Consider the following 15,584-nt stretch of genomic DNA (forward strand, 5'->3'; position numbering starts at 1 on the left):
TAAGCTTGCTTCTTTTCACTCGGTCCATCTTCACTCATATGTTATGCAAGGATCGTGCCAACTTTCTGATCGCTTCATCACTAGGTTTGAGCAGATTTTTCACGCAAAATATTTTTGCATATGCCAATTTTTTAGAGGAAACCGCAAAATTTTTCATGTAATATGGTGTTAAGGTCTGGAGGTGGCGCAAGTGAAAAAAGATCATCATGCCGCAAAGCTGGAAAATGAGATTGATTTGTATAAACAAATGCTCGATCTAATTGATGTCGGGGTCCACGCCATTGACGAGAATGGCAATACTGTTGTTTATAATAAAAAAATGATGGAAATTGAATCTTTGAAACGCTCTGATGTTCTCCATAAAAATGTACTCGACTTCTTCGCCTTTCAAGACGAAATGCACAGTACGCTTGTCCAAGCGCTCCGTAACGGAAAACAAACCGTTCATGCTAAACAGACGTATCATAATTACAACGGAAAAGAAATCACAACGATTAACCATACCTATCCGCTCGTTCGAGACGGTCTCATTCAAGGCGCGGTTGAAATTTCGAATGATGTGACCAAGCTGGAACGGCTGATTCACCACAATATGAAGCAAAAAGGTAACACACGCTTTACATTTGATTCAATCATTGGAAAAAGCCCGGCATTTCTAGAAGTGATTGAGCATGCCAAACGAGCTACACGTACCTCTTCCTATGTGCTCATTGTTGGCGAAACAGGGACAGGAAAAGAACTATTTGCTCAAAGCATCCATAACGGCAGCAGCCGTTCATCTGGACCATTTATTACCCAGAATTGCGCGGCACTGCCTGATAACCTCATTGAAAGCCTGCTTTTTGGTACGCAAAAAGGTGCTTTTACAGGTGCAACAGATCAGCCTGGTTTATTCGAACAAGCACAGGGAGGGACACTGCTTTTAGATGAGATCAACTCCTTAAACCCTCCTCTTCAGGCGAAACTACTGCGCGTATTGCAGGAAAAAAGCGTGAGAAGGTTAGGCAGCACAAAAGAAATCGCTGTTGATGTGAGAGTTATTGCTAATATGAATGAGGACCCGGTGGATGCGATCGCGGGTGGACGCATGCGAAAAGATTTATTTTATCGATTAGGCATTGTCACCTTATTTATCCCCCCACTTTCTGAGCGAAAAGAAGACATTCCTACGTTTGTCAGTCATTTTATTCAAAAATATAATGAGCTGTTTCAAATGAATGTGAAGGCGGCTGACGAAGAGGTGCTTGCCCTTTTTCAAGCCTATGATTGGCCAGGGAATGTAAGAGAGCTGGAGCATGTGATTGAGGCTGGGATGAATATGATGATGGATGAAGTATACTTAAGCTTGCATCACCTTCCCTATCATTTCAGGTTCAAGCATGGGGAAGGTCGTCCTGCTGCACAATTGCAGGCAAATCCATTGCAGAAAACAGCGGCAGCTGACACATTTGTCTACACAAGTCCAGAGCATACGACTGATTTTCAAACCCAAATGGAGCGATTTGAAAAACAATACATCGTCCATTACTTAGAAAAAATGGACGACAATATTTCACAGACTGCAAAGATTTTGGGCATGAGCAGGCAAAGTCTGCAATATCGAATGAAAAAGCTACATATTTCTCGTCAATAGTAGAGCTGTGCCCTCATTGGGCACAGCTTCAGCGTGTAGACAAACCCTCGCATTCTGTGTCAGTCCTGCGTGCCGGTGCTCACGAATGTCACATTCGCTCCACTCCAGTACTCGTCCTCTTTAGACTTCAAGGGCTTTCTATCATGCTGAAATGTTGAGACCTGATTCATTCATGCCTTTAGTAAATCATTTTTCGAGGCTTTGGCTAAGGCTAGATGGAATGTGAGGTCTGCCTCTTCACCAATTTCTTCATGCGCTTCTGCCAGCTTCATTTGTTCGAGAGCATCACGCAGGTAATGGAGGTCATCGTCAGTTCGAAGCAGCACCGCCTTTTTGACAACACACGTTTCAATGATTGACCTCACTTCAAGGAGCTGCGCTATATCATGCTGCTTCATCAAAAATGCGGAAGATAAACAAAATGTGAGCTGATCAGGATCGAACGGCTTCACATACGTGCCTTTCTCTCAACAAAAAAGAAGCACATGCCAGAAAATGCATGTGCTCCTTTTTAATCATAGCGTTTCCGCAGCGTGGATGACGGAAGATTCATTTGTTCACGATATTTGGCAATGGTTCTGCGCGAGACGCGGATGCCGAAGGTTTGCTGAAGCTGAGTCATGATTTGCTGATCCGAATACGGTTTTTTCTTATTTTCCGTTTGGATCAGCTCGGCGATGTGCGTCTTGACTGTGTAGCTGGACGCCTCTTCTAGCGAATGTCCTTCTAGTTTCGCTTGGAAAAATTGCTTCATTTCCATTAAACCATAAGGGGTTTGCACCATTTTCCCTTTGACAGTCCGGCTGACTGTCGACTCATGTACTTGCAATATATCTGCTATCCGCTTCATCGTAAGCGGTTTCATTTTATGTTTCCCTGTGAGGAAAAAATCAGTCTGATGTAAGATAATCTCACGAACGACATGGGTCATCGTTTGTTTTCTCTGCTTCAGCGCTTGGACAAGCCAATTGTACTGCTGCTCTTTTTCCTTTAAATACGCATATGCTTCATGCCGCTTTTGATCTTGAATCATAGCGAAATATCCTTCATTCATCTCAACGTCAGGAAAAGCACGCTGATTCAGCTCAAATGTGATGTGATCCTGCATCACCGTGATATACACATCGGGCTCTATATACACATGCTGTTCTTCATATGAGAAATGAAGGCCAGGTCTTGGTTCAAGCAGTGAGACCTCATCTTGTATCGCTTGAAGTGTTTTCATTGAAATTCCTGTTTTTGCCGCAATCTCCTTCCAAGCCTTTCTTGCAAAAAGAAAGAAATGCTCTTCGATGATCAGCTCAGCTTCATACCAGCGCTCCTTTTTTCTTCTAAGCTGAAGCAGGATGCACTCTTGCAATGATCTTGCGCCAATACCGGCAGGCTCTAATGATTGAAGCTGATGAAGAACGGCTTCTACTTCTTCCGCCGAAACCTCTAAAACAGCGGCCATTGCATCAACCGGTTCATTTAGATAGCCATTTGAATCAATGGACTCAATCATAAAGTGAAAGATCCTTTCATTTCTTTCACTTAAGGTCAAATCAATTGCCTGTCTTTTCAAAACCATTTGCAGGCTTTCTTTTTGATGCGTACGATACGGCTCTGTCATTCGATCTCGTGATCTTTTATGATAAACTGGTTGATAGCTGTCCGTGTCTTTCCGCTCAATCAGAGGGTTCTCAAGCGCTAACTGGTCAAGATACTCACCCAGTTCTGTGCAATTCAATTGCAGCAGTGTAATGGCCTGCCTGAGTTCTTGTGTGAGCACCTGCTTTAGTACCTGTTCTTGTTGCAGTTTAAGGCTCATTGTCTCCCCTCCCTCTCATCATTTTACATGAAGATTGACGGACCGTATATATGAAATAGGAGTGATTTCCATGTCTGAACTTTTTTCCGTTCCATACTTTGTTGACAACTTGAAACAGCATATCGCCATGAATCAAAATGAAGACAAGGTTCATGCAATGAATGCCTACTACCGCTCAGTGGTTTCTACACTTGTTCAGGACCAGCTGACCAAAAATGCTGTCGTATTGAAGCGAATTCAGCATCTTGATGAAGCCTATCAAAAGGTGAAAAAAGAAAGCGAATGAATGGACAAAAAGGAGCACCCTTTGTCACGATTGCAAAGGGTGTTTGTCATGTATGAACAGTTTCTGATCCAGCTTTGATTTGTACATCATCAAAAAGCCAGACCGTCCTACAGTATAGATGATAAAGGCAAACCAGAGTCCATGATTGTGCCAAATTGGCGTGACCGCTGCTTGGACAACCACAAACAAGATCATCGCAAACAGCATCGAATTTCTGACAGGGGCAATTTCTGTCGCACCTGTAAATACACCGTAAATCACCAATCCAAAACAAGCAGCAAACGGATAAAGAACAAGCCAATCTGCATAGCGCAATGTGACGTCAAACAGCTGAGGAAGATTCGTAAACAAGCTCAAAATCGGCTCTTTTAATAGAAAATAACTCGCCGCAATGACACACGCCATGACAAGTGCCCACTGCCTCGAAAGGGTCAATGTTTTTTCATAGAGAGTCCGGTCATTTGCACCAACTGATCTGCCAACAAGAATGCTGGACGCATTGGCAAAACCATCGAACAAATAAGCCATGATGTAGTGTATTTGAAATAAGATCGCATTAGCCGCAAGCAGCTCTGTTCCAAAAGAAGCACCTTTTGCAGTGAACATGTTAATCACCACAAGCAGACAGATCGTCCGAATAAACAAATCTTTATTGACATGAAACATTTTCTGCACTGCCTGTGTGTCCATGATCTTCTTAACAGAAGGCATCCGGAACCCGTTTGACGTATGCTTCATAATGATCCATGCTCCTAGCACAAAAGCGGTTAATTCAGACATCAAGGTTGCAGCCGCCACACCTTTCACTGCAAAGGAAAACACATGAACAAGCAGAAATGCGAGAGCCATATTCATGACATTGATCAAAATCTGTAAAGAGAGGGCTTCTTTCATTTTTGCCATCCCCATCAGCCAGCCTAATATCACATAATTCATCAAGGTAAATGGGGCACCCCAAATGCGAATATGAAAGTAATCTGCTGCAAATTGCCGGACATCAGCAGCGGGAGAGATCACTAGAAAAGCAGATTGAATAATTGGCCACTGGAGGGCAATAAAACAAAGACCGACCATGATGGCGACCAAAAAAGGCCTTAAAAAAGCAAGAACGCCCTGCTCCTCGCTCTGTGCTCCATTTGCCTGGGCGGCAAAGGCAGATGTACTCACCCGCAAAAAACCAAACAGCCAATATAATGTACTGAAAATGAGACTGCCGACTGCGACGCCTCCAATATAAGCGGGATTAGCGAGCTGGCCGACAACTGCTGTATCGACAGCTCCGAGTAATGGAGTGGTCATCGTTGAAATTGTTAAAGGAATGGCCAAAGCTAAATACGCTCGATGGTTCACGATACCACCTGCCTTTCATGAAAAATAGCCTCTCCTAAAAGAGGCGTTGATCGTTAACAAAGGGCTAAAATGATCTTTATTTTAACCCTTTGTCTTCTTTTCAGCGTGATTGAAAACCTTTGAAGTCTAGGAAGGACGAGCACCGGAGCGGAGCGAATTCGACATTCGTGAGCACCGGCGCGCAGGACTGACACCGAATGCGAGGGTTTGTCTACACGCTGAGCCTCTCCTAAAAGAGGCGTTGATTGAATGAATCAAATGGAACGAACCGGTCTGCCAATCGTTCGTGACAAAGGATGGTCTGCGAGCATCGCATCTCTCATTTTCAGAACAGCTTCCTTTTCTGATAAAAAGAAATCATCCTTTGATTGAAATTGGGCGACAAGCTCTCCTTGATCAAGAATCGCCAATTGATCACTTAAGTGATAGGCTGCTGTCATATCATGTGTAATAAATAAGTAAGCCAGCCCCAGCTCTTTCTTTAATTCTACTAATAAATCTAAAATGACAGCCTGTGTGACCATATCTAAACTGCTGACGGATTCATCGAGCACAATCAGCTTTGGCTGTAGCAATAATGCTCTTGCGATGTTGATCCTTTGCAGCTGTCCGCCACTGAATTGATGCGGATACTTAGACAAATCCTTTTCACTGAGCCCCACTCTTTCCAGCCAGTGGATCAGTACTTTCTTGCGTTCTTTACGGGTCAGTGTTTCATAGTTTTCAAGCGGCTCAGATAAAATTTGTTCGACTGTCCACCTTGGATTCATGGCCGAATATGAATCTTGAAACACCGCTTGCACATGCCGGCGAAAGTGTTTACGTGTTCGCTGATCTGCGCGGTATACATCCTGACCTTCAAAAAGAACCTGACCGGCACTCGGCTTCTCTAGTCCAAGTATGATGTTGCCAAGTGTACTTTTCCCTGCGCCGCTTTGCCCTAGTAACCCAAGGCAAGTACCTTCTTCAATGGTCAAATGGACGCTTTTCAGGACAGGAGCTGCGTCTTTTTTTCTCATAAGAAACGATCGGCTGTTGTATGCATGACTGACTGCTTTCACTTCTAATAAATGCAAGGGCCTTCTCACCTCAAATCGGGCAAACAGCTGGAATGGATGGCCGAGCTGCTAATAGTTTCTTTGTATAATCATGCTTTGGATTTTCAAAAAGCTCAAGAACTTCTGCCTTTTCAACCATTTCTCCTTGTCTCATGACCACAACCTGATCTGCCATTTCTGCAATGACACCAAGATCATGGGTAATCAGTAAAATGGCCGTTCCATAGTCATGACGAATTTGGTTTAGATGCTGGAGCACCAGCTTCTGATTGTGTACATCTAACGCGGTTGTTGGTTCATCTGCGATGATGAGAGGCGGGTGCATGCAGGCAGCCATGGCAATCATGACACGCTGCAGCATGCCGCCGCTTAATTCAAAGGGATACTTGTTTAACAGTTGGTCTGGTTGAGGCAGATTCATTTGCTTTAAGGCATCGACCGCCTGCGCCCGTGCCTGCCTTTTACTGACAGCTGTATGCCGGCGAATGGTTTCAATCAGCTGATGACCGATCGTCCATACCGGCGTAAAACTGTTCATTGGATTTTGCATAATATACGAAATGTCTTTGCCCCGAATGGACCGCATATTCTTTTCACTTACACCGATCAATTCCCGTCCCTGTAATGTGATACTGCCAGTGACTTCAGTTGTTTTTCGGTCGAGCATGTTTAAAATCGACATACTTGTCACCGTTTTCCCGCAGCCGCTCTCACCTATTAATCCAACGATTTGACCACGCCCTACTTCAAACGCTACGTCCTGAATAAGAGAGGTTGTCCCATGAGGCGTTTTCGTCTGCACATGCAGGTTGTCTATTTGTAATATGGACTCTTCCAAATTGCTCATTCCTTTAAACACGACGTTTGATGCCATATTTCTCTGAAAGGGCTTCTCCCAGTAAATTAAACAGAACCACCACAGCCATGATTACAAGACCTGGGTAAAGCATCAGTTGAGGATTTGTTTGAATGTACGACTTCCCTTCATGGATCATCGCTCCCCATTCAGGCAGAGGAGGCTGAACCCCCAAGCCGAGAAAAGACATCGCAGAAATGTCCATAATCGCCCACCCCATTTCGAGTGTGCCAATCACTGCTAAAGGCGGTAGAACATTGGGAATCATATGCTTTCTCATGATGTTCCAGTGTGAAGTTCCACTGATCTTCGCAGCTGCAATAAAATTCTGTTCTTTTAAACTGAGCACCATCCCTCGAAAGACGCGGGCGTAATACACCCATTGCACAAGCATCAAGGCAAGCACTACTTGAAAAAGCCCCGGACCAAAGATGCCCACTAGCCCAAGGATCAGCACCAAGTTCGGGAAAGCCATGACCCCGTCGCAAATTCTCATTAAGACGTGATCGATCCAGCCGCCTTGATACCCAGAAAACAAACCAACGATTAATCCAATCAATAAAGAAGAGAGAAAGATTAATAATGCACAGCCTAACGAAATACGCGCACCATATAAAATACGAGATAAATTGCATCGTCCTAATTGATCTGTCCCAAGAGGATACTCCCACGAAGAGCCCTTTAGCTTCATGGCAAGATTGACAGCCGACGGATCATGTGGAGCGATCCATGGTGCACATACTGTCACAATCAGCAGGAGACCGAGCAGCAAAACGCAGATCGAGATCATCTTTTGATGATAGAAGAAATGTTGTACTTTTGTCATCATTGCTGGCGGCCTTCCTTTCTAGAAATACGGGGGTCAATGATCAGCTGAAGCAGGTCAACAATCAAACTGCTCAAAATAAAGATACATGCTGCCATCAACACATAGAATTGAATGACTGGCAGATCCCGGTTAAAGATCGCTTCAATAAAAAAGCGTCCAAACCCCGGCCATGAAAAAACCGCCTCGACAATAATGGTTCCTGTCAGCAGCTTGCCAAGATTCACACCAAGTCCTGTCAGCATCGGCGAAATCGCGATTCTGAATACATGCTTGAACATGATCGACTGTTCCTTTAATCCTCTGATTCTCGCATATTGAACGAATGGCTCTTGAAGCGCCTCACTCACACTTGACCGTAATAACCTCGTATACATCGCAATTAAAGGCACTGCCAGTGTGATTGATGGCAGGATGAGATGCTCCCACGTCCCAACACCTTCAACCGGTAAGAGATCGAGCTTCACGGAAAAAAAGAAGATGAGCAAATACCCCAAGACAAATGTCGGGATAGATGCTCCTAAGAAAGAAATGAGCCGGCTCATATGATCAACGACGCCATTTTTTCTCATGCCGCTGAAAAAGCCTAACGGAATGCTGACACAAATAGCGAGCAGCAGACTGGTGAACGCCAATTGAATGGTCGCCGGTATTCTATAGATGACCTCATCGAGCACAGGCTGATTCGACATATACGACCGGCCAAAATCAAGGCGAATGACTTTTTCAATGGTATGAAGATACTGCATATAAAACGGTTCATCTAAGCCAAATTCACTTCTTTTTTGCGCTAATATTTCATCATTGGGCTGGATATGAGCCGCTGCTAAATATGCCTCAGCCGGATCAACTGGCGAAAGGTGAATCATACCAGTTGTGAAAAGTGTGGCTAATAGAAATACAGGGATGATTGAAAGCATTCGTTTGATGATATAGCGGCCCATTTCCTTACCTTCCTTCTATTACTTGAGCTTGATGCCTGTGAAAGGATGTTCATCTCGATTCGCAGGGAACTCAAAGTCCTTCACATCTTTTTGATAAACGGCTGTCTTTTTAAAATAAGAGATTGGCACAATCGCCCCTTGATCCTGCAAAGAAGATAAGACCGACGAATATAGTGCTTTTCGTTTGTTTTCATTTGTTGTTGACGGAATTTCGTTCATTTCTTTGATCAGCTTTTCCTTATTTGGATACGCTGAGATGGCTTCTTTGAAGCCAAAACCATCTGATGAAACGACGTTCATAAATGTATGCGGATCATATGGCGCTCCGTAGTTGCTAAAGAAGTTCATATCAAATTTGTTGGCTTTGAAACGTTGAACCTGCGTGGCAAGCTCTACGCCTTCAAGTTTGACGCCAACGCCAATGGCTGCCCATTCTGCCTGCAGCGTCTCAGCCATCGCTTTTTGAATCGATTCTGCTGAGTCATACATCATACTAAATTCAAGCGTTTTTCCATCCTTTTCACGAACGGATTTCCCTTTTGGAAGTGTCCAGCCCGCTTCATCTAGCAATGCTTTTGCTTTGTCCACATCATATTGGAAAGACTTCACTTTAATATTGGACGTATAGGGCATGTTTGTCGGCAAAATGTGATCTGCTGCGTCCTCTAAGCCAGACGTTACACCTTCTACCATTGACTTCTTATTGATGGCATACTGAAGGGCATGACGCACTTTTTCATCTGACAGCTGATCCACTTTTGTATTCATCACAAGCTGTCTCGTTGCAACAGGCTCTGACATGTTAGTTTCATACTTGCCGCTTTCCTCTAGTTGTTTGTAGGCATCAAGGCTGATCGTTCCTTCTCCATAAAGTAAATCCACATCACCTTTTTCAAATGCCATCACTCTCGTTTCAGCATCTGGAATGACCTTCACCTTGATTTCCTTGACCTTTGGTTTCTCTCCCCAATAATGATCGTTTCGTTCAAAAATCGCATAGTCATCTTTTTTATACGTTTTTAATACCCAAGGGCCTGTGCCCACTGGTTTTTCGATTCCTTTTGACGTATCTCCGTTTTTAGGGAAGCCTGCTTCGCCTAAGAAACGAACCGGACGGACGACTGCTAATTCTTGAACAGTTGGATAATAAGGCGCTGTTAATGTGAGTCTAAACGTCTTTTTGTCCACAGCTTCTGTCTTTTTGATTTTCTTAATGACACCTAACCAGCTATGTAAATCTTTGTTTTTTAAAATCGTATCAAAGTTCTTTTTGACAATGCCCGCGTTAAAATCAGAGCCATCTGAGAATGTCACTCCGTCTCTTAAATGGAATGTATACACCTTGCCATCCTTTGAAACATCCCATGACTTCGCTAATTCAGGTTTCAGCTTTCCATTTTTTTGATAGCTGACCAATGGCTCATAAATCATCGATTGTGCAAACAATTGTGATGGGTTGTAGATGTGCGGATTCATTTCGCCAATATCTCTCGGCCATGCCATTGTGATCATGTCAGGATGATCCTTCTTTCCACCTGCTCCATTGTTTGCTTGAGAGCAGCCTACTAGTAAGAAGATCAGTAGGAATGTAAATACTGTATTTATTTTAATTTTCGGAAAATTATTCCAAATAGACATAAATCGCTCCTCCTAATTGATGCTGATAATCATTTTCATTTTAAGGAGGAAGTACACTGTTGTCAATATCATATTTGAAATGAAATAACAATACATATTCCGTTATATTCCATAAATTGAGGAATTTGATAAAAAGAGAGGCAGCCCGCTTATGAACGAGCAGCCTGTGAAGAGGTGAATGTTTTTTCTCGCAGGACATCATGCAGTGTGTCAATGATACGATCCTGTTCTGCATCTGTCATGCTTGTTCCAGATGGAAGACAAAGACCTGTCTCAAATAATAACTCGGATTCAGGGGTGCCTTTGGCGGCTGTATAAAATGGGCAATCACGAAAGAGTGGCTGCTGATGCAGCGGCTTCCATACACGCCGAGCTTCGATCTGTTCTTTTTCTAATACAGCAATGATGTCTACTGGTGAAATCGGTGCATCACGATCAATGGTCAATGTCGTTAGCCAGCGGTTGGACTTGGTTTCTTGATATTCTGGCATAAAATGAAGACCATCTACCTCAGATAACGCGTCCTGATAACGCTGAAAAATGCGGCGCTTTTGTTCAACTCGCTCGTCTAATACATCCATTTGGGCTATCCCCACACCTGCTAGCAGGTTGCTCATGCGATAGTTGTAGCCTATCTCTTGATGCTCATAGTGCATGGCACGCTCTCTTGCCTGTGAAGCGAGGAAACGGCAGCGTTCGATCGCAGCTTCATCATCACTCACAAGCATTCCGCCCCCAGATGTTGTAATGATTTTATTTCCATTAAAAGAATAGACGCCAAACCTGCCCATTGAGCCGCTTTTTCTTCCTTTATACAGAGAGCCTAACGATTCAGCCGCATCTTCAATGATCGGCACATCATACGCTTCACACAACGCCACGATGTCGTCCATTTTCGCGCTTTGGCCGTATAAATGAACGACAATGACCGCGCGGGGGGTTTTTCCAAGACGTTTTGCTTCGACAAAGGCTTTCTCTAAAGCAAGCGGGCACATATTCCATGTCTCGCTTTCAGAATCAATAAAAACGGGCGTCGCTTGTTCATATAAAATAGGGTTTGCACTTGCAACAAATGTGAGGGTGGAGCAAAAGACAACGTCCCCCTTTTGAACGCCAATAAGCTTTAAGGCGAGGTGAATCGCTGCTGTCCCTGAAGATAAAGCCGCTCCCCCCTTCACCCCTGCATAGTCCGCGACCACTTGCTCAAATTCATTCACAAGAGGTCCTAGCGGCGCAATCCAATTGCTCTTGAACGCTTCCTCTATTTTCATATACTCCTTTCCGCTCATATGAGGAGGAGATAAGTAGATTCGCTTTCTTTCTTTCATGATTTCCCACCTTCTCTCCGATCTTTGATCTCAATTGCAGGAACTCCTACAGCGACCTTCTGATCCTGTATATCTCTGGTCACGGCCGCTCCTGCGCCAATGACTGTCCAGCTTCCAATTGATGTACCGGGTGTCACAACGGCACCTGCCCCAATGTGGGCACCCTCGCGCGCGGAAACACAGCCTGTAAGGACTGCTCCTGGTGAGAGGTGCACAAACGATTCGAGTAAGCTATCGTGCTCTACGATAGACCCTGTGTTAATAATCGCATGTTCACCGACGACCGCATCTGCTTGAACAACAGCCCTTGCCATCACCACAGTTCCCCTTCCGATCACAGCTGATGGGCTAATGACCGCCTCTGGATGAATGAGTGTGGCAAACGCCATATTTTCAAACGTCAAACGTTCCTTTACCATCTGTCTGATCTCATTTTGTCCAATGGCAATCAGCCATTTGGTATGAGGCATTTTCTCTCTCAGCTGCTGACTCATGGAGATCGGTCCATACAGAATGCCGCTCTGAGTGACTGTCTCTTCAAATTGATCATCTAATACGGCACACAATGAGTAATCAGGATGCGCAAAAATCAAGTCCTGAATGACTTTGCTATGCCCGCCAGCCCCAATGACACCAATGGGTTGCTCTTTACATATCGGTTCCTTTGAATTTTTCAGCTGTGGCATGATGCGGCTGCTGCACCCCCTCTGTTTTGATGACTTTCAGCAAGGTCATCCATAAAATTTTCATATCAAGCCAAAGCGATTGATGCTCCACATACCAGAGGTCATAAGTGAATTTCTCCTCCCAGGAGAGCGTGTTTCTTCCGTTCACCTGTGCCCACCCAGTGATGCCAGGCTTCACAAGATGACGCCTTGCTTGCTGCTCTGTATACATCGGTAAATACTCCATCAAAAGGGGTCTTGGCCCAACGAGACTGAGCTCTCCTTTTAGCACATTGACTAGCTGCGGCAATTCGTCGAGACTGAGCTTGCGAATCAAGGCGCCGGTTTTTGTTAATCGAAGATGATCTGGTAGCAGCACGCCATGTTCGTCTCGTTCATCAGTCATTGTCCGAAATTTATATAGCATAAAAGGCCGGCCATATAGACCAGGCCGTTCCTGCCGAAACACCACAGGCGTCCCAATTTTCCACCGAATAAGCCCATAAATAAGAAGAAAAAGAAGGCTGCCTGCGATAAGCAGAGTCAGTGCCACGATCACATCTATCATTCTTTTCATCATTGCACCTCCTTTTCACACTAGCGGGAGACCGCTCGTTCAGCGGCAGCTTGTTTCACCTTACGCATCAGCTGCATCCGCTCTTGTTTTGTTCCTGCAAATTGATACAAGTAGCCCATGTAAACAATGAAACAAAGTCCACCAATACAAAACAGCTCCCACCATGAGGTCACGTCATATACAAACTGAATCCCTGCGCATACGCCCCAAATCAATAGAGCTCCCACTAGCGGAACCATTGTATGTTTGTAAAAGATTGTGCGTTTCTGTTTCGTGATCTTGGACGTATAAAATGGGAGAAACACAATATTTTTGATCAATAAAACAATGGCACCCGCTGATGCAATGCCATATAAACCAAGCTGGAGCATATGAGTCAAACCATAGGCTAAAAGTACATTGGCAGCGCCTAATATCAGCGTGACAACTGCTGGTACTTTAAAACGATTAAAGGCGGTCGGCACATATGTCAGTGGTAAAAACATCAACGTCAAACATAAATAAGCAGCATGAATCATGAGGAGCCATTTCAGCTCCTCAAAGGCTGGTCCAAGCCATAGAAGCATAAGCGGGCCGGCAAGACCTCCTAGGAGTGCGGCTGGGAACGCAACAAATAAACCACTCCACTTAATGGCGTTGGCGGCATATTGAATGAGTCCCTCTTTGTCCTGATTCGAATAGAACCTCGTAATCGTTGGCGCAAACACAACCGCAAGTGTCCCTGCAAGCGTGCGCAATAATAAAGGGAATTGTAAAATGGCGGCATACTGGCCAGTCGCTTCCGCACCAATCAGCAAGTTGGTCATCAATAAATCAATTTGTAAAAACAACAAAATCCCCATTTGCTCAAATGAATGCCATACCCCTGATCGAACAAGAGTGAGACTAGAAGAGAAAGAGACATGCCGCCACTTAAACGAAAACCAAGGAATGAGTTTCTTAAAATAATAGATACCGATTCCCATAGCCGCTAAGCTCCCAATGACGGCCGCAAGCGGTATATGCCAAATGGCTGGGGTCGTCAATGTAAACAACATCACAATGACAAGCGCCCTGCAAAACATCTGAATGGCCTGCCCAGCACTTGATACATATAACTTGTTCGCATAAAACGGCGCAGCCCCAATACCGGACATGACGAAATTGAGCATAAATAAAAGACCCCCTAAAACAAAGGCGATCTGTGTGTCTTTGACGAGATGAACAGGCACATGAAGCCACTCAACCAGCTGCTGAGACAATAAAAGGCAAAGCAAAAAGAGACTGATTGATAAAAAAATCGAACTGACGAAATAGGAAGCGAGAAAGCGCTGCGCCTTTTCCATCTCTCCCTTATGAGCCGCCACAGAAAAAAAACGCACAACAACAGCACTTAATGAAGCTGTAATGACTGATAGATAGTTGATCATATTTTGTGTAAGATGAATTAAGCCAAATGCTTCTACTCCAAGCGTATGAACAATGTAAGGCGTTAAACAAACAGACATGAGCATCATCAAGACAAACGTCATTAAGTTCGCACTGACATTGTAAAGAAACGCACGATTCATTGTGTTGTCACGCAGCGTCTAAGGGCCTTCATCCAGCTTCCTCTCCCTTTTGATCGCCTGTTTTTATAAGCTGAATCATCGCCTCTTTCACAGCTGTCTCATTTGGTTCTTTTAAGAGGGTTACAAACGGAAGTTGCGACACCCATTCATACCCTTCCATCACCTTATGATCAAACGACCTGAGGACAACACATGGTGTATGTGTAATCGCACAAAAGATCATGCCATGCAGCCGGTCTGTCACGACGACTTGCGCTTGTCTTAACTCGGTCCACAAGGCCGATAATTCCTCTAAGCGAGTTGTTCGATCGACTCGTTTACCAATTGTCGTCGTGATGAAACCAACTTGATCATACGTCTCTTTGACATGCTGCTGTAGTTGCTGCCGCTCCTTTTGGGTGAGATACGCTTCCTTATCCTCTCGCAGACAAAGCAGAACCCCTTCACGTTTTTGATCCTTTGATGATTCGTCTAATGTCAGCACCATATCAGGCTGTTTCCACACATCTTTATCAGGAAAATGCTGCTTCATCCAATCATAGGTTGTTTGATCTCTCGCCATAAGGAGCAGTCTCGGGTGACGTTTGTACGTTTGAATGGCGCGCCGTTCTTCTCTTTTTCCTCTTTTTGTTTCTGTGAAATGAGCAGTAGCGGGCAGCTGAATGACGGGATAGGACTTGAAGGTGTTCATGATAAATTGCCTTGTCCATTCTTCGTACCGGTATAAATCCCCCATATTACCCCCACCAATGATACAGACGATGTCCTCCGGGTGCCGCATGCTCTTTAACGGGCGGGCGAGTCGATACATCTCTTTCATGTCTACTTCTATGATTTCATAGGCTGGAAAGTGCTTCTTTAAAAAACAATAGCTCGCATAGGCAATGGCATGGTCCCCCAAATTATCATGTGCTGGCAGCAGCGTGAGAATGATTTTTTTCTGATGGCTCATCTCTGGCAGCTTGCGGCGGCTCAGCCTATACTCAAGCGGATATTTGACCTTTAAGAGCAGCCACTCTGCGGCGTGTGCCTTCAATTGCTGTAATGTCAATCTCATCCCCCC

At 44.5% G+C, this 15,584-nt stretch carries 15 protein-coding genes; 2 read left to right on the forward strand and 13 right to left on the reverse strand.

All coding sequences use genetic code 11. The features are described from left to right. Positions 1-190 precede the first annotated feature (190 nt). The gene (locus NPA43_RS15310; protein ID WP_099727937.1) at positions 191-1,633 is read left to right on the forward strand and encodes a sigma-54 interaction domain-containing protein; all 1,443 of its coding nucleotides are present in this window, start codon (positions 191-193) and stop codon (positions 1,631-1,633) included. Positions 1,634-1,803: 170 nt separating this feature from the next. Here NPA43_RS15310 and NPA43_RS15315 read toward each other — a convergent pair whose 3' ends face one another. Both NPA43_RS15315 and rpoN read right to left on the reverse strand, forming a co-directional pair. Next, positions 1,804-2,085 carry a FadR/GntR family transcriptional regulator gene (locus NPA43_RS15315; RefSeq protein ID WP_249704586.1) on the reverse strand — a complete coding sequence of 94 codons (282 nt, stop codon included), beginning with the start codon at positions 2,083-2,085 and terminating at the stop codon, positions 1,804-1,806. Between the two features lie 59 nt (positions 2,086-2,144). After that, positions 2,145-3,443, reverse strand: coding sequence for an RNA polymerase factor sigma-54 (gene rpoN / locus NPA43_RS15320; RefSeq protein WP_249704588.1), 1,299 nt, complete (start codon positions 3,441-3,443; stop codon positions 2,145-2,147). A 70-nt stretch (positions 3,444-3,513) separates the two neighbouring features. Here rpoN and yvfG point away from each other — a divergent pair, with 70 nt between their 5' ends. Next, positions 3,514-3,729, forward strand: coding sequence for a protein YvfG (yvfG, locus tag NPA43_RS15325; RefSeq protein WP_024423509.1), 216 nt, complete (start codon positions 3,514-3,516; stop codon positions 3,727-3,729). Between the two features lie 24 nt (positions 3,730-3,753). Here the strand turns inward: yvfG and NPA43_RS15330 are convergent, their stop codons facing one another. The 11 genes from NPA43_RS15330 to NPA43_RS15380 form a co-directional block, all read right to left on the reverse strand. Further along, entirely contained in the window at positions 3,754-5,079 is a 1,326-nt protein-coding gene (locus tag NPA43_RS15330) for an MATE family efflux transporter (RefSeq protein ID WP_230030728.1), read from the reverse strand. A gap of 254 nt (positions 5,080-5,333) precedes the next feature. After that, positions 5,334-6,155, reverse strand: a complete 822-nt coding sequence (locus tag NPA43_RS15335) for an ABC transporter ATP-binding protein (RefSeq protein ID WP_099727941.1) — start codon at positions 6,153-6,155, stop codon at positions 5,334-5,336. Between the two features lie 13 nt (positions 6,156-6,168). Continuing rightward, complete coding sequence (gene nikD, locus NPA43_RS15340) at positions 6,169-6,984, reverse strand: nickel import ATP-binding protein NikD (RefSeq protein WP_256499688.1); 816 nt, start codon at positions 6,982-6,984, stop codon at positions 6,169-6,171. Positions 6,985-6,988: 4 nt separating this feature from the next. After that, on the reverse strand, positions 6,989-7,822 hold the full coding sequence (gene nikC, locus NPA43_RS15345; RefSeq protein ID WP_256499025.1) for a nickel ABC transporter permease subunit NikC: 834 nt from the start codon (positions 7,820-7,822) through the stop codon (positions 6,989-6,991). Then, positions 7,819-8,763, reverse strand: coding sequence for a nickel ABC transporter permease subunit NikB (gene nikB / locus NPA43_RS15350; protein ID WP_256499026.1), 945 nt, complete (start codon positions 8,761-8,763; stop codon positions 7,819-7,821). Before nikB ends, nikC begins: the two co-directional genes overlap by 4 nt. An 18-nt stretch (positions 8,764-8,781) precedes the next feature. Then, a complete protein-coding gene (nikA, locus tag NPA43_RS15355; RefSeq protein ID WP_256499027.1) occupies positions 8,782-10,401 on the reverse strand; it encodes a nickel ABC transporter substrate-binding protein in 1,620 nt (539 codons plus the stop codon). Between the two features lie 149 nt (positions 10,402-10,550). Next, positions 10,551-11,729 (reverse strand): DegT/DnrJ/EryC1/StrS family aminotransferase, encoded by a 1,179-nt coding sequence (locus NPA43_RS15360; protein ID WP_256499028.1) that lies wholly within the window; start codon positions 11,727-11,729, stop codon positions 10,551-10,553. Next, the gene (locus NPA43_RS15365) at positions 11,726-12,415 is read right to left on the reverse strand and encodes an acetyltransferase (RefSeq protein ID WP_256499029.1); all 690 of its coding nucleotides are present in this window, start codon (positions 12,413-12,415) and stop codon (positions 11,726-11,728) included. Before NPA43_RS15365 ends, NPA43_RS15360 begins: the two co-directional genes overlap by 4 nt. Beyond that, entirely contained in the window at positions 12,378-12,971 is a 594-nt protein-coding gene (locus NPA43_RS15370; protein ID WP_099727947.1) for a sugar transferase, read from the reverse strand. Before NPA43_RS15370 ends, NPA43_RS15365 begins: the two co-directional genes overlap by 38 nt. A 20-nt stretch (positions 12,972-12,991) precedes the next feature. Beyond that, positions 12,992-14,521, reverse strand: coding sequence for an MATE family efflux transporter (locus tag NPA43_RS15375; RefSeq protein WP_230030722.1), 1,530 nt, complete (start codon positions 14,519-14,521; stop codon positions 12,992-12,994). 28 nt (positions 14,522-14,549) lie between these two features. Then, positions 14,550-15,578: a polysaccharide pyruvyl transferase family protein gene (locus tag NPA43_RS15380; protein WP_230030721.1), complete on the reverse strand. Its 1,029-nt coding sequence runs from the start codon at positions 15,576-15,578 to the stop codon at positions 14,550-14,552. Positions 15,579-15,584: the final 6 nt, after the last annotated feature.

Source organism: Bacillus pumilus (assembly GCF_024498355.1).
In the GTDB taxonomy this organism is placed as follows: Bacteria; Bacillota; Bacilli; order Bacillales; family Bacillaceae; genus Bacillus; species Bacillus pumilus_P.

Bases quoted from the DNA above. Each gene is read 5' to 3' on its own strand.
- nikC (WP_256499025.1), bottom strand. From the start codon at position 7,822: ATGATGACAAAAGTACAACATTTCTTCTATCATCAAAAGATGATCTCG.
- nikB (WP_256499026.1), bottom strand. From the start codon at position 8,763: ATGGGCCGCTATATCATCAAACGAATGCTTTCAATCATCCCTGTATTT.
- rpoN (WP_249704588.1), bottom strand. From the start codon at position 3,443: ATGAGCCTTAAACTGCAACAAGAACAGGTACTAAAGCAGGTGCTCACA.
- NPA43_RS15375 (WP_230030722.1), bottom strand. From the start codon at position 14,521: ATGAATCGTGCGTTTCTTTACAATGTCAGTGCGAACTTAATGACGTTT.
- nikA (WP_256499027.1), bottom strand. From the start codon at position 10,401: ATGTCTATTTGGAATAATTTTCCGAAAATTAAAATAAATACAGTATTT.
- NPA43_RS15380 (WP_230030721.1), bottom strand. From the start codon at position 15,578: ATGAGATTGACATTACAGCAATTGAAGGCACACGCCGCAGAGTGGCTG.
- nikD (WP_256499688.1), bottom strand. From the start codon at position 6,984: ATGAGCAATTTGGAAGAGTCCATATTACAAATAGACAACCTGCATGTG.
- NPA43_RS15365 (WP_256499029.1), bottom strand. From the start codon at position 12,415: ATGCCACAGCTGAAAAATTCAAAGGAACCGATATGTAAAGAGCAACCC.
- yvfG (WP_024423509.1), top strand. From the start codon at position 3,514: ATGTCTGAACTTTTTTCCGTTCCATACTTTGTTGACAACTTGAAACAG.
- NPA43_RS15370 (WP_099727947.1), bottom strand. From the start codon at position 12,971: ATGAAAAGAATGATAGATGTGATCGTGGCACTGACTCTGCTTATCGCA.
- NPA43_RS15360 (WP_256499028.1), bottom strand. From the start codon at position 11,729: ATGAAAGAAAGAAAGCGAATCTACTTATCTCCTCCTCATATGAGCGGA.